Consider the following 13,228-nt stretch of genomic DNA (forward strand, 5'->3'; position numbering starts at 1 on the left):
ACGAGCGAAGAGAGCGTCATGCGCTCAGTGTGCCCGCTCCCGCCTTGCGTCGCGAGAACCGGAGCGCGCCGTCGTCGATCCGGCCGTGCCGCAGTTTGACGACGTCGTGCGCGTAGCTCATGCCGAGCGTCCACGGCGCCCGCGAGCCGGCCTTCGGGAACTCGTCGATCGCCCGCAGCACGTAGCCCGCGTCGAAGTCGAGCAGCGGCCGCTCGGTGACCGCCGGGTCGTCGTTGACCGGCACGCACTGGTCGTACCCGCCGCGGCCGAGGTGGCGCAGGAGGCGGACGAAGTACTCGCCGACCAGGTCGGCCTTCAGCGTCCAGGACGCGTTCGTGTAGCCGATCGTGAAGATGAAGTTCGGCACGCCGCTGAGCATCATCCCCTTGTAGGCCATGGTTTCCGGCAGCTTGACGGGGTCGCCGTCGACGACCAGGTCGATGCCGCCGAAGGCCAGCAGCCGCAGCCCGGTGGCGGTGACGACGACGTCCGCGGCCAGCTCGTCGCCCGATTCGAGCCGGATGCCGGTCTCGGTGAAGGAGGCGATCCGGTCGGTGACGACCGAGGCGTCACCGCGCTTGATCGAGCGGAACAGGTCGCCGTCCGGCACCAGGCACAGTCGCTGGTCCCACGGCTGGTAGCGCGGCTTGAAGTGGGTGTCCACGGCGTACCCGGCCGGCAGCTGCTTCAGCGCGGCCTTGCGGATCATCGCCTTGACGACGCCGGGGCGGCGCCGGCTGAGCTGGTAGATGAGCGTGCTCACCGCGACGTTCTTCCACCGAGCGATCGGGTACGCGAGCTTCGGGCCGAGCAGCCCGCGCAGCCGGTTGGCCAGCGCATCCTCCGAAGGCAGCGAAAGGATGTAGGTGGGGGAGCGCTGCAGCATCGTTACGTGCTCGGCGCGGTCGGTCATGGCCGGCACCAGCGTCACCGCCGTCGCGCCGCTGCCGATCACGACGACCTTCTTGCCGGCGTAGTCCAGGTCCTCGGGCCAGTGCTGCGGGTGCACGACGGTGCCACCGAAGTTCTCGATGCCCGGGAACTCCGGCGTGTGGCCGCCCGCGTAGTCGTAGTAGCCGCTGCACAGGTAGAGGAACTTGGCGGTGAAGCGCACGGGCTCACCGTCGTGGGTGGCCTCGACCGTCCACAGTGCGTCCTCCGTGGACCATTCGGCGCGGACCACCTTGTGCCCGAAACGGATGTGCCGGTCGATGCCGGCGTCGGCCGCGGTGTCCCGGACGTACTGCAGGATCGACGGCCCGTCCGCGATGGCCTTCTCGCTGGTCCACGGCCGGAACCGGTAGCCGAGGGTCTGCATGTCCGAATCGGACCGGACGCCCGGGTAGCGGAAGAGGTCCCAGGTGCCGCCGATGGCGTCACGGGCTTCGAGGATCGCGTACGTCTTGCGCGGGAACGCCGTCCGCAGGTGGTGGGCCGCGCCGACGCCGGACAGCCCGGCGCCGACGATCAGGACCTCGACGTGCTCGGTCATCGCACGGCCTCCGTCCGCCGCGGGCGCCTCAGCAGGCGCGTGAGCACGGCGTTGTAGTGGGTGGGGGTGACGCGGGCGAGCGCGTCGAACAGGTAGGCGTCCGGGCCGACGAGGATCCGGGCCTTCCCGCGATCGACGCCGGTGTGGATGATCGCCGCGGCCTTGTCCGACGACGTCATCGTCATGGCCTCGAACTGCGCGGCCATCTCGTCGCGGGTCCGGCCGAGCCCGGTGGGGTCCTGGCGCACCCGGGCGTTGCGCGCGATGTTCGTCGTGATGCCGCCCGGGTGGACGGTGATCGCGCGGACGGCGCTCCCGGCCAGCTCCTGCCGCAGCGACTCGGTGAAGCCGCGGACGGCGAACTTCGCCGCGCAGTAGGCGCTCTGGTAGGGCACCCCGAGCAGCCCGTACACGCTGGAGGTGTTGACGATCGCGCCCTCACCCTGCTCGACGAGGATCGGCAGGAACGCCCGCGTCCCGTGCACCACCCCGCGGAAGTTGATGTCGTGCAGCCAGTCGTCGTCCTCGGGCACCGCGTCCAGCACGCTGGAGGTGACCGCGACGCCGGCGTTGTTAAAGACCCCGGCCAGCGGCGAAGGGAGCCACTCGCGCACCTCGCCGGCGAACCGGAGCTGGTCTTCGGCGTCGCGGACGTCGAGCACGCGCGTCAGGACCTTGCCGTGCAATGCCGACGCGGTGGCTTTCAGGCCGTCCGCGTCGACGTCGGCGATCGCGACCGGCGAGCCGAGCCGGGACAGCCGGGTGGCCAGTGCCCGGCCGATGCCGGACGCCGCGCCGGTGATCACCACCGGACGGCCGGTAAGGCTACGGGGCCGTGACATCGCTGCTCCTCACGTGCTTGTCGATGAGATCGAGCAGGGTGGGCCAAGCGCCTTCGGGCAGGTCGTGACCCATGCCGGGGACGGTTTCCAGGCGCGCGCCGGGAATCGCGCGGGCTGTCGCGGCGCCGCCGGTGGGGTGGACCATCCGGTCGCGGTCGCCGTGGATCACCAGGGTCGGCGCGGTGATCTTCCGCAGCCACGCCGTCCGGTTGCCGGACTTGAGGATCGCGCCGAGCTGGCGGCCCACGCCGCCCGCGGTCGGGTCGCGGTCCCAGCCCACCCCGGCCTTCTCGCGCACCCAGGCCTCGTCGAAGGGGAAGCCGTGCGAGCTGATGTGCCGGAACATCGTCACGGCGCTTTCGACGGCCTCTTCACGGGACTTCGGCGGCTTCGCGCCCATCAGCCGCAACGTCGAGAACGCCGGGCGGCCGAGCAGGCGGGACCCGGTCGTCGACATGATCGACGTCAGGGTCCGGACGCGCACCGGGTGCAGCGCCGCCACCGTCTGCGAGATCATGCCGCCCATGGACACGCCGGCGATGTGCGCGGTCTCGATGTCGAGCGCGTCGAGCAGGCCCACGGTGTCGGCGGCCATGTCCTTCAGGTCGTACTGCTCCGGCGGGAAGCGCCCGGCGAACATCGCGGGCAGGCTCGCCGGCCGGAAGCGCGGGTGGGTCGAGCGCCCGGCGTCGCGGTTGTCGAACCGGACGACCTCGAAGCCGCGCTCCGCGAGCCGCGCGCAGAACGCGTCCGGCCAGCTGTGCAGCTGCTGGCCCAGCCCGGCGACGAGGAGCAGCGGCTCGGCGTCGCGGTCCCCGATCCGTTCGTACGCCAGGGAAATCCCCCGGCCGGCGTCGGCGATCTCTTCGGTCACGAATCTCCTCCGGTGCTCCGGCGGCGCACGATCGCGCGGCCGCCCTTGGCGGGGGCGTAGGCCACGCCCCGAGAGTGCCAGCGTTCGCCGCGCTCGGCGGTCGGCACGAGGTCGAAGTCCCGCAGCAGCGTCCGCAGCACGACGGTCATCTCCATGGTCGCGAACGCGGCGCCGAGGCAGCGGCGGGTGCCGCCGCCGAACGGGATCCACTGGTACAGGTCCGGGCGCGCGCCTTCGAAGCGATGCGGGTCGAAGGTGGCCGCGTGCGGGAACACCGCGTCGTCGTCGTGGATCAGGGCGATGCTGACGAGCACCGCGTACCCCTTCGGCAACGTCCAGCGGCCGAGCCGGTAACCGTCCTGCTTGACCTGCCGGGCGGTCAGGTCGATGACCGGGCGGGTGCGCTGGACCTCGAGGATCGTGGCGTCGAGCAGCTTTCCGTCGCCGTTCTTCAGCTCTTCGAGCAGCGCGGGGTGGCGGCGGAGGCGTTCGACGGCCCAGGCCAGTGTCGTCGCGGTGGTTTCGTGCCCGGCGGTGAGCAGGGTGAGGAGCTGGTCGGCGATCTCTTCGCGGCTGAGCCCGGAGCCGTCGTCGTAGCGGGTCTGCAGCATCATCGCGAGGACGTCGTCTTTTTCTTCGACGCGGGCCTTGGCGATGAGCCGGTCGACGATCGCGTCGTACTCGCGGCGCATCCGTTCGAAGCGGCGCCAGGGGTTGAAGCGGCCCTTCTTGGAGATCGGCGCGACGGCCAGCCGGGAGCCGAGGGTGACGAACGGCGGGAGCAGCTCGCGCAGTTCGGCGAACTCGGCCCCCTCGGCGCCGAACACCGCGCGCAGGATGGCGTTGAGCGTGATCCGCATCATCGACGGCAGGGTGGCGAACGCTGTGCCGTCCGGCCAGCTTTGCAGCTCCCGGACGGTTTCTTCTTCGACGATCTTCTCGTAGGCGGCGAGCCGGCGGCCGTGGAAGGGCGGGACCAGGAGCTTGCGCTGCTTTCTGTGCTCGTCGCCGGAGAGGGCGAACATCGAGTGCGGGCCGAGCACCCGGCCCAGGTTGACCTCGAGGTTGTCGACGAGGTCGGGCCCGGAGGTGAAGAGCTGCTTGATCTCGCCCGGGTCGCTGATCACGACGGCGTGGCCGAAGATCGGCACGTTGACGGTGAAGGCGTCGCCGTAACGGTCTTTGAGCCGTCGCATGCCCCGGAGCGGTTGCGTCAGTGCGTAGGCGCCCTGGACGGCGCGGGGCGCGGCCGGCCCCGGCGGCAGCGTCACCGCGGTTGTCACGGTCGTCATCGACCCTCCCGAACTGGTGGTACGCGAGCGTACCGTCGGTACGGTACGCCGGTGTACCATCCCGTTTCAAGAGGAGGCTTGTACCGTGACTTCCGTGGACGTCGACACCCGCCGGCACCGGCAGCGGCTGCTGGACGGGCTGGCCGCGTCGATCACCGAGGACGGCTTCCGCGACACGACGGTCGCCGGCATCGTCCGCCGCGCCCGCACGTCCCGCCGGACGTTCTACGAGCACTTCGCGAGCCGCGAAGAGTGCCTGATCGCGCTGCTGGCGGACGCGAACCGCGCGATGATCCAGCAGATCTCCGACGCGGTGGACCCGGGCGCACCCTGGTCGCTCCAGGTGCGCCAGGCGATCGAGGCGTGGATCGCGTGCGCGGAGTCCGAGCCGGCGATCACGCTGAGCTGGATCCGCGACGTGCCCGCTTTGGGCGCCCCGGCGCGCGATCTGCAGCGCGACGCGATGGAGGGGTTCATCGCGATGACCCAGCGTCTGACGGACACACCGCCGTTGCGCGCTGCGGGGATCAGTCCGCCGTCCCGTCAGCTGGCGATCATGCTGCTGGGCGGGTTGCGAGAGCTGATCGCGACGACGGTGGAGGACGGCGGCCGGGCCGGCGACGTCACCGCGGTCGCGGTGCGAGCGTCGCTCGCGTTGCTCGGCCCGGCCTGACTAGCTGTATTGATCACGGAGGTTGGGTACGGGGCGACACGTGATCGGATGATCCTGGTGTGAGGGAGGACCTCCGGGTTCGGTGCGGATTGCGACGTCTACACCAGCCAACGGAGGCCCTGGTGACCCACGCTAACGCACCCCTGACACCCACCGGCAGACTGCGCGCCTGGCCCGCTGCGTCGTCGTCGACGACGACCGGCCGCTACGGCGAGCCGCCGAACGGTTCCCAGTGTCGGTCTCCACCGCCGCACGACGGGCCGGCCGCTACCGCAACCACGGCGAAGCAGGAATGACCGACCGTTCCTCGCGGCTCTGGACCAGCCCCAACCGGACACCCACCCGAACCGAACAACGCGTGATCAAAGTCCGGCTGGCTCGCCTCGCCCACCTCGACCGAGCCACCGGCAGCCCGGTCCGCCGCTACGAACACCCCGCACCCGGTGACCTGTCCACGTCGACATCAAAAGCTCGGCAACATCCCCGGACGGCGGCGGCCACCAGATCCACGGCCGCACCCCATCGGCGGACGCACCAGCGCCGCCCACCGCGACCCCGACCGGCCCCGCCGGATCGGCGGCCGCGCGAATCTGGGCTACAGCTACCTGCCAAACGCCGTCGACGACCACTCCCGGCTGGCCTGCACCGAGATCCTCGCCGAGGAGACCAAGGAAACCGCGGCCGCGTTCCGGACCCGGGCGCAGGCGTTCTTCACCAGCTGCGGGATCACCGTCGCGCGGGTTCTGACCGACAACGGATCCTGCTACCGCTCACTTCTCCGGCGCGACACGCTGCGCGAGCGGGCATCGTCGACAAACGCACCCGGCCTTACCGACCGCAGACCAACGGCGAAGTGAACGCTTCACCCGGACCCTGCTCGAGGAATGGGCCTACAGCCAGCCCTACCGCACCGAACCGAACGCCGAGCAGCGCTACCGAGCTGGCTGCACACCTACAACCACCACCGAGGACACACGTCACTCGCAGGTCAGCCACCCGCCAGCCGCGTCCCCAACCTCACGGGTCAATACAACTAGCCCACGTCGACGGTCAGTTTCGGCGGGTCGCGCAGTTCGCTGTCGACCTTGTCCAAGCGCGTGGTCAGCTCCTCGATCGCCGCGCGGGCGTCGTCGCAGATCCGGTTGGCGGCCACCAGGTACGCATCGCAGATCTCCCAGTAGTTCGCGCCGCCGATCGCCGCGGCGGGCTTGCGCTGCTGCGCGCCGTCGACCGCCTCGGCCAGCACCGTGTCCAGCTCGAGGATCTTGTCGAGCTCGAACGGGAACTTGCCCAGCACCCAGTCGCCGATGGCCTTGAAGACGGTCAGGCCGACCCGTTCGAACCCGGGGTCGGTGAACGTCGCGGCCTGCAACGCCCCGACGAACTGCTTCATGACCTTGACGATGTCGGCCCGCGCCTGCTCGAAGATCTGGGAGTACGCGATGAGGCACTGGCCGAGCTTGCCGACCGCGAGGATGTAGGGCTCGCTGTAGTTCTCGAGTTCTTCGCGGTAGGTCTGCACCCCCACCGCGACATCGCCTTCCCACCTCCCGAGTGCGGCACCGAGCGCGCTGTCGAGATTGTTGAGGACGTCGATGCTCGGGTGCTCTTCGCCGGCCGACTTGTAGCGCAGCCCGTCGATGGCCGGCCACGCCTGGTGCATGACCTTGATCTGCTGCTGCGCGATGACGTCGGACGGGTAGAAGAACCGTTCGAACGGGTAGTCGGCCCACCGGTCCGGGTGCGGACCGGTGGGACCGTGTTCGTGGAGCAGCCAGTCCACCCACCCGGCCACCCAGCGGGCCCAGAGCGCCACTTCGCCGCACTGGCTCTCGTACCGGTCGAACTGCGGGTAGTGCCCCGGCGGGCGGTCGGGGACGTACGGCGGCTGGTTCACCGGCTTCCCCCGTCCGCCCAGGATTCGCCGATGCGCCGCAAGTGCTCGCTCGCGGCCGCGTCGGTCTCGGCGTAGAGCTTGGACGCGCCCTGCAGGCCGCCTTCCAGCCGCCGGGCCGTGTCGACGAAGTTGTCGTTGTGCGAAATGAGCGTGTCGAAGATTTCTTTGAACTTGTGATCGAACCTCTCGCAGGCGTGGAAGAACACTCCGGCGTCGCCGTAGTCGCCCAGCAGGGCGGTATTCCCCTCGATCGTGGCCTGCGCTTTCTTGACGGCCGAACCGTGCGCTTCGAAATGCGTCACCGCCTCGGTCGCCCGCTCGGCGGCATGCTGCACCAGTTTGGGATCGACCTCGAAACCCTGCACCATCTTCCCCCTTCACGACCATGGGTCGTCGCCCGGACGTAATCCGGCAAATCGGTCTGAATGCTACGCCTGCCGAAGGCGTCCGGAGGGGGCTTCAGGCGAAACTCAAGCGTCCAGGTCCTGGGCGATCAGTTCGGCCAGTGCGTCGACGGACTCCCGAGCCGAGTCACCGTCGGCGGTCAATTCGACCTCGTCGCCATGACCGGCGCCCAGGGTCATCAACCCCAGGACGCTGGCCGCGTCGACCGGATCTCCGGCCACTCCGCCGGTGATCTTCGCGATGCGAACCTTCGCGGCCTGACCGGCGGCCGCGCGAGCGACCAGGCCCGCCGGGCGGGCGTGGAGCCCGACCGTGCTGGCGACGAGTGTGCGGCGTTGGTACACAGTGGACTCCTTCACGCGTTGACGGTCTGACCGGACACGGCGGCGGAACGTTCGGTCGCGCGGAAACGCACCTGCTTCAGCGCGATCACCGACCCGGCGGCCACCAAAGTCCCGGCCACCAGCGCCACCAGGAACAGCAGTGGGCTGCCGATCAGCGGGAGCACGAAGATCCCGCCGTGCGGGGCGCGCAGCGTCGCGCCGAATGCCATCGACAGCGATCCCGTGACCGCCGACCCGAGCATGATCGACGGGATCACGCGGAACGGGTCCGCCGCCGCGAACGGGATCGCGCCCTCGGTGATGAACGACGCGCCGAGCAGCCAGGCCGCGCGGCCGTTCTCACGTTCGGCTTCGGTGAACAGCTTCTTCCGGACGGTGGACGCGAGCGCCAGTGCCAGCGGCGGCACCATGCCGGCCGCCATCACCGCGGCCATGATCTGCAGCGACGCCGTCGCGCCGGTGGTCAGGCCGCCGACCGCGAACGCGTACGCCGCCTTGTTGACCGGGCCGCCCATGTCGAACGCCATCATCAGGCCGAGCAGCGCGCCCAGCAGCAGCGCGCTGGCGCCGCTGAGGCTGTTGAGCCAGTTCGTCAGCCCCGTCGTGGCCGCCGCCATCGGCTTGCCGACCACGACGTACATCAGCACACCGACCACAATGGACCCGAGCAGCGGGTAGACGACCACCGGCATGATGCCGCGCATCGCCTTCGGCACCTGGATCTTCTTCAGCGCCAGCACGACGCCACCGGCCAGCAGACCCGCGACGAGCCCGCCGAGGAACCCGGCGCCGACGGTGACGGCGATCGCGCCGCCCACGAAGCCGGGCGCGATGGCCGGGCGGTCGGCCATCGCGAAGGCGATGAACCCGGCCAGCACCGGCACCAGGAAGTCGAAGGCCGCGCTGCCGATCTGGAACATCAGCGCGGCCCAGCCGGCGACCGACCCCGCGTCGAAGTGCTCGGTGACCTTCGGCGCGTCGACGATCTTGTAGCCGCCCAAGGCGAAGCTCAGCGCGATCAGCAGCCCGCCCGCGGCGACGAACGGGATCAGGTAGCTGACGCCGGTCATCAGCCACTGGCGGACCTTGGTACCGGGCTTGTCGTTCGCGCCGACCTTCGACGTCAGCTCCGGGGCGGCAGCGGGGGCGACGGGCTCCCGGGCCGCGGCCTTCGCGCGTTCGAACAACCCGGCGGCGTCGTTGATCGCGGCCTTGACCGGCGCCTCGACGATCGGCTTGCCGGCGAAGCGGTCCCGGCCCCGCACCGCGAGATCCGCGGCGAAGATGACGGCGTCCGCGCTCGCGATGTCCTCGGCGGACAGCGGCTCGGACCCGGCCGAACCCTGGGTCTCGACGACGATCGTGTCGCCGTTGGCCTTCGCGGTCTGCTCGAGCGACTCGGCGGCCATGTAGGTGTGCGCGATCCCGGTGGGGCACGCGGTGATGGCGACGAACTTCATGGTCAGGACACCTCCTGGCGGATGTACGAAGCGACGTCGTCGGCGTCGGTGGCGTCGAGCAGGTTCTGCTTGAACTCCGCCCGGACGAGCCGGCGGGCGAGGGCGGCCAGGACCTTGAGGTGGTCGCTGCCGCCGCCTTCGGGTGCGGCGATGAGGAAGATCAGCGTCGCCGGGCCGTCCGGCGCGCCGAAGTCGACGCCCGCGGCGCTGCGGCCGAACGCCAGCGTCGGCGCGGTCACCGCGGCCGAGCGGCAGTGCGGGATGCCGATGCCGCCTTCGAGCCCGGTGGCCATCTGCTCTTCGCGCGCGGCGACGTCCTTGAGGAAGAGGTCGAGGTCGGTCACCCGCCCGGCGGAGACGAGCCGCTCGGCCAGCGAGCGGACGACGCCTCGCTTGTCGGTGGCGTCGAGTCCGAGGTCGACCAGGTCGGCGGTGATCAGGTCTGGGGTGGTCATGCGGCGGCTCCGCTGAGGGTGAGGGTGGGGTCGGTGTCGAGCACGCGCACCTGGTCGGGGTGCACGTCGTGCGGGGTGGGCATGCGGCTGCCCTCCTGCGTGACCGCGGCGGTGCCGTAGGCGACCGCGGTCCGCAGGGCTGTGGGGCCGGCTCCTCCCGCGTGGAGGAACCCGGCGAGCGCGGCGTCTCCGGCGCCGACGGTGCTGCGCACGGCGACCAGCGGGCCGAGCGCGTGGCAGGTCTCGGACTCCTCGACGAGCACCGCGCCGCGCGCGCCGAGGCTGACCAGCACGCGGCCGACGCCGCCGGAGATCAGCTCGCGGCAGAAGGCGACGACGTCGCCGAGCAGCGGCAGCGGGTGCCCGGCGAGCTCGATCAGCTCGTCGAGGTTCGGCTTGAGCAGGTCCGGGCCGCCCGCGCGGGCGGCGTCGAGCGGCGCGCCGGAGGAGTCGACCGCGACCTTCGCCCCGGCGTCGTGAGCCAGTTTCGTGAGCCGCGCGTAGAAGTCGTCGGGCACGCCGGCGGGGAGGCTTCCGCAGCACACCAGCCATTCCGCGCGCCCCGCCAGCTCGACGGCGCGGCGTTCGAGGGTCGCCAGCTCGGCGGGGGAGATCTCCGGGCCGGGCTCGTTGATCTTCGTCGTGGTCCCGTCGGCTTCGACGAGCGTGATGTTGCTGCGGGTCGTCCCGGCGATGGGCACCGCGACGACCGGGACGCCTTCGGGGGCGAGCAGGTCGGCCAGCCGTTCGCCGACCAGGCCGCCGGCGGGCAGGAGCGCGACGGTCGGGGTCCCGGCGGCGGCCAGCGCGCGGGCGACGTTGACGCCCTTGCCGCCGGGGTCGAGCCGCACGGCCTCGGCGCGGATCACCTCGCCGCGACGCAGCTCGGCGACGCGCGCGGTCCGGTCGAGGCTCGGGTTCGGGGTCACGGTGACGATCACGCCAGCACCACCTCCGGGCCCGCTTCTTCGAGTTCCGCCACGGCACCCGCGTCGAGGCCGCTGTCGGTGACCAGGACGTCGATCTCGGCCAGCCGCGCGAACCGGCTGAGCTGGTCGGTGCCGTACTTGCTGTGGTCGGCCAGCAGCACCCGCTTGCGGGCGGCGGCGACCACGGCGGCCTTCACCGCGGACTCGGCCAGGTCCGGTGTCGTGCAGCCGTGCTCGGCGGAAAAGCCGTTGGCGCCGAGGAAGGCGACGTCGACGAGCAGGCCGTCGAGCGCGTGCAGCGTCCAGGTTTCGACGGCGGCGAGCGTCGTCCCGCGGACGCGGCCGCCGAGGATGTGCAGCGTGATGCCCGGGCGGGTGGCCAGGATCGACGCGACCGGGATCGAGTTGGTGATCACCGTCAGCTCGCGGTCGGCGGGCAGGAGCGTCGCGAGCCTGCTGGTGGTCGTGCCCGCGTCGAGCAGGATCGAGCCGCGGTCGGGGACCAGGTCCAGTGCGGCCCGGGCGATCGCGTCCTTCTCGGCGGCGTTGGTCTGGTCCCGTTGTGCGACCTCGGGTTCGAAGTCGAGCCGGTCGACCGCGACGGCACCGCCGTAGACGCGGCGGACGACGCCTTGGCGTTCGAGGACGCCGAGGTCGCGGCGGATGGTCTCGGGGGCGACACCGAGTTCGGTGGCGACGTCGTTGACGTCGACCCGGCCGTCGCGCCGTGCGCGTTGTGCCAGGAGCTGATGCCGTTCGGCGGCGTACATGCCCGTTCCTCTCCGATGTTTGCCCGTTGCAGTTTGATTGTGCCCGTTGTTACCGTAGTGTCAATCCCTGGTTACTAGATCTTTTTCTCCCGGAGGTCTCGTCATGCAGTTGTCCGGAGTCGGAGTCAGCCCCGGCCGGGTCGCCGGTCCGCGCGTCGTCGTGGTCGCTGACCTGCGGGAACCCGCGGCTTTGCCCGTGCCGGACGATCTTCGGGCGGAAGCGGGCAAGATCGGGCCCGCGGCGGAGTCGGTCGCGGCGTCGCTGTCCGATCGTGCCCGTTCCGTGTCCGGCGATGCCCGATCGGTCCTGGAGACGACGGCGGCGATGGCGTCGGATCCCGCTTTGGTCGCGTCCGCGGAGAAGCGCGTGCTCGACGGTTCGCTGCCGGCACCGCGCGCGGTGTGGGAGGCGGCGGGGGAGTTCATGACGGCGTTGCGGGCGGCCGGCGGGTACATGGCCGAACGCGCCGCGGACGTCGCCGACGTGCGCGACCGGATCGTCGCCTCCTTGTCGGGCCTGGCCCCGCCCGGCGTCCCGGAGCTGACGTCGCCGAGCGTCCTGGTGGCGCGCGACCTCGCCCCGGCCGACACCGCCGGGCTCGACCCGGACCTCGTGCTCGCGCTGGTGACGGAAAAGGGCGGCCCGACGAGCCACACCGCGATCCTGGCGCGGGCGCTGGGGATTCCCGCCGTCGTCGCGTGCGCCGGCGTGCTCGGCCTCGCCGGGCCCGGGCTGGTGGTCGACGGTTCGGCGGGCACGGTCGCGCCGTCCGACGGCGAGGTGGTCGCCCCGGCGAGGACGTCCCGCCCGGAGTGGGACGGGGTCGGCCGGCTCGCCGACGGCCACCGCGTGAAGCTGCTGGCCAACGTCGGCTCGGCGTCGGACGCCCGCGCCGCCGCCGCGGCCGGAGCGGAAGGGATCGGGCTGTTCCGCACGGAGTTCTGTTACCTGTCGGCGACTTCCGAGCCGACGGAGTCGTCGCAGCGGGCGGCCTACGCGGCGGTGCTGGAGCCGTTCGGCGGAAAGCCCGTCGTCGTCCGGACCCTGGACGCCGGTTCGGACAAGCCGCTCGCGTTCCTGCCGATGGGCGCGGAGCCGAACCCCGCGCTCGGCGTCCGCGGGCTGCGGGTCGCGTTCGACCGGCCCGAGCTGCTGGACCGCCAGCTGACCGCGATCGCCGCGGCGGCGGGCGACACCGGCGTCGAGCTGTCGGTGATGGCCCCGATGGTCGCGACGGCGGCGGAAGCGGCCTGGTTCGCTTCGCGGGCGCGCGCGGCGGGAATCGCCCGTGTGGGTGTGATGATCGAGATCCCGGCGGCGGCGTTGTGCGCCGCGGAGATCCTGGCCGAGGTCGACTTCGTGTCCCTGGGCACGAACGACCTGGCGCAGTACGTGTTCGCGGCGGATCGCCAGCTCGGCGCGGTGGCCGCGTTGAACGACCCGCACCAGCCGGCACTGCTGCGCATGGTGGGCATGGTCGCGGAAGCCGGTGCGGTGGCGGGGAAACCGGTCGGGGTGTGCGGCGAAGCGGCGGCCGATCCGGCGCTGGCGCCGGTGCTGGTCGGGCTGGGTGTCACGTCGTTGTCGATGAACGCGGTGGCCCTGGCGGGCGTGGGCGCGGCGCTGCGCGCGGTCGACCTCGAGGCGTGCCGCGCGTCGGCTTGACGGGTGCGGAGGCCGGAGTCCGCGGAAACGTGCTGGCGATCGACGTCCCGCGGCGTCATGGCCCGCTATGCCTGAATCTCAAATTGCGACAGCCGGGCGGCGTCCCCGGTTCTAGCGTCGAGGGCGGCC

Annotated in this window: 13 protein-coding genes and 1 pseudogene; 3 read left to right on the top strand and 11 right to left on the bottom strand. The window is 71.4% G+C overall.

The window, feature by feature from the left end; all coding sequences use genetic code 11:
• Positions 1 to 16: 16 nt before the first annotated feature.
• Genes ACZ7OU_RS30620 through ACZ7OU_RS30635 form a run of 4 tightly spaced genes read right to left on the bottom strand, consistent with a single transcriptional unit; the run spans position 17 to position 4,500 of the window.
• Positions 17 to 1,492 carry a flavin-containing monooxygenase gene (locus ACZ7OU_RS30620; protein WP_470257864.1) on the bottom strand — a complete coding sequence of 492 codons (1,476 nt, stop codon included), beginning with the start codon at positions 1,490 to 1,492 and terminating at the stop codon, positions 17 to 19.
• Positions 1,489 to 2,334: an SDR family NAD(P)-dependent oxidoreductase gene (locus ACZ7OU_RS30625; RefSeq protein ID WP_470257865.1), complete on the bottom strand. Its 846-nt coding sequence runs from the start codon at positions 2,332 to 2,334 to the stop codon at positions 1,489 to 1,491. Before ACZ7OU_RS30625 ends, ACZ7OU_RS30620 begins: the two co-directional genes overlap by 4 nt.
• Positions 2,318 to 3,208, bottom strand: coding sequence for an alpha/beta fold hydrolase (locus ACZ7OU_RS30630; protein WP_470257866.1), 891 nt, complete (start codon positions 3,206 to 3,208; stop codon positions 2,318 to 2,320). The genes ACZ7OU_RS30625 and ACZ7OU_RS30630 overlap by 17 nt, the downstream gene beginning before the upstream one ends.
• A complete protein-coding gene (locus tag ACZ7OU_RS30635) occupies positions 3,205 to 4,500 on the bottom strand; it encodes a cytochrome P450 (RefSeq protein WP_470257867.1) in 1,296 nt (431 codons plus the stop codon). Before ACZ7OU_RS30635 ends, ACZ7OU_RS30630 begins: the two co-directional genes overlap by 4 nt.
• A gap of 85 nt (positions 4,501 to 4,585) precedes the next feature.
• Between ACZ7OU_RS30635 and ACZ7OU_RS30640 the strand changes: the two genes are divergently transcribed.
• Together ACZ7OU_RS30640 and ACZ7OU_RS30645 are read left to right on the top strand one after the other, a co-directional pair.
• Entirely contained in the window at positions 4,586 to 5,173 is a 588-nt protein-coding gene (locus tag ACZ7OU_RS30640) for a TetR/AcrR family transcriptional regulator (RefSeq protein WP_470257868.1), read from the top strand.
• 122 nt (positions 5,174 to 5,295) lie between these two features.
• A pseudogene (locus ACZ7OU_RS30645) lies at positions 5,296 to 6,210 on the top strand (integrase core domain-containing protein).
• On the opposite strand, the gene ACZ7OU_RS30650 reads toward ACZ7OU_RS30645, so the two are convergent.
• From ACZ7OU_RS30650 to ACZ7OU_RS30680, 7 genes are all read right to left on the bottom strand, one after another.
• Positions 6,207 to 7,070: a hypothetical protein gene (locus tag ACZ7OU_RS30650; protein ID WP_470257869.1), complete on the bottom strand. Its 864-nt coding sequence runs from the start codon at positions 7,068 to 7,070 to the stop codon at positions 6,207 to 6,209. The pseudogene ACZ7OU_RS30645 and the gene ACZ7OU_RS30650 overlap by 4 nt on opposite strands.
• Positions 7,067 to 7,438, bottom strand: coding sequence for a hypothetical protein (locus tag ACZ7OU_RS30655; RefSeq protein ID WP_470243907.1), 372 nt, complete (start codon positions 7,436 to 7,438; stop codon positions 7,067 to 7,069). Before ACZ7OU_RS30655 ends, ACZ7OU_RS30650 begins: the two co-directional genes overlap by 4 nt.
• A 102-nt stretch (positions 7,439 to 7,540) precedes the next feature.
• A complete protein-coding gene (locus ACZ7OU_RS30660) occupies positions 7,541 to 7,819 on the bottom strand; it encodes an HPr family phosphocarrier protein (protein ID WP_155544522.1) in 279 nt (92 codons plus the stop codon).
• A gap of 11 nt (positions 7,820 to 7,830) precedes the next feature.
• Complete coding sequence (locus tag ACZ7OU_RS30665; protein ID WP_470257870.1) at positions 7,831 to 9,279, bottom strand: PTS fructose transporter subunit IIC; 1,449 nt, start codon at positions 9,277 to 9,279, stop codon at positions 7,831 to 7,833.
• Positions 9,280 to 9,281: 2 nt separating this feature from the next.
• On the bottom strand, positions 9,282 to 9,734 hold the full coding sequence (locus ACZ7OU_RS30670; protein ID WP_470257871.1) for a PTS sugar transporter subunit IIA: 453 nt from the start codon (positions 9,732 to 9,734) through the stop codon (positions 9,282 to 9,284).
• Positions 9,731 to 10,675, bottom strand: coding sequence for a 1-phosphofructokinase (gene pfkB / locus ACZ7OU_RS30675; protein ID WP_470257872.1), 945 nt, complete (start codon positions 10,673 to 10,675; stop codon positions 9,731 to 9,733). The genes ACZ7OU_RS30670 and pfkB overlap by 4 nt, the downstream gene beginning before the upstream one ends.
• Positions 10,672 to 11,433 carry a DeoR/GlpR family DNA-binding transcription regulator gene (locus ACZ7OU_RS30680; protein ID WP_470257873.1) on the bottom strand — a complete coding sequence of 254 codons (762 nt, stop codon included), beginning with the start codon at positions 11,431 to 11,433 and terminating at the stop codon, positions 10,672 to 10,674. The genes pfkB and ACZ7OU_RS30680 overlap by 4 nt, the downstream gene beginning before the upstream one ends.
• Before the next feature lie 103 nt (positions 11,434 to 11,536).
• Here ACZ7OU_RS30680 and ptsP point away from each other — a divergent pair, with 103 nt between their 5' ends.
• The gene (ptsP, locus tag ACZ7OU_RS30685) at positions 11,537 to 13,099 is read left to right on the top strand and encodes a phosphoenolpyruvate--protein phosphotransferase (protein ID WP_470257874.1); all 1,563 of its coding nucleotides are present in this window, start codon (positions 11,537 to 11,539) and stop codon (positions 13,097 to 13,099) included.
• The last annotated feature ends 129 nt before the right edge of the window (positions 13,100 to 13,228 follow it).

It is taken from the genome of Amycolatopsis sp. NPDC114505 (assembly GCF_055633615.1).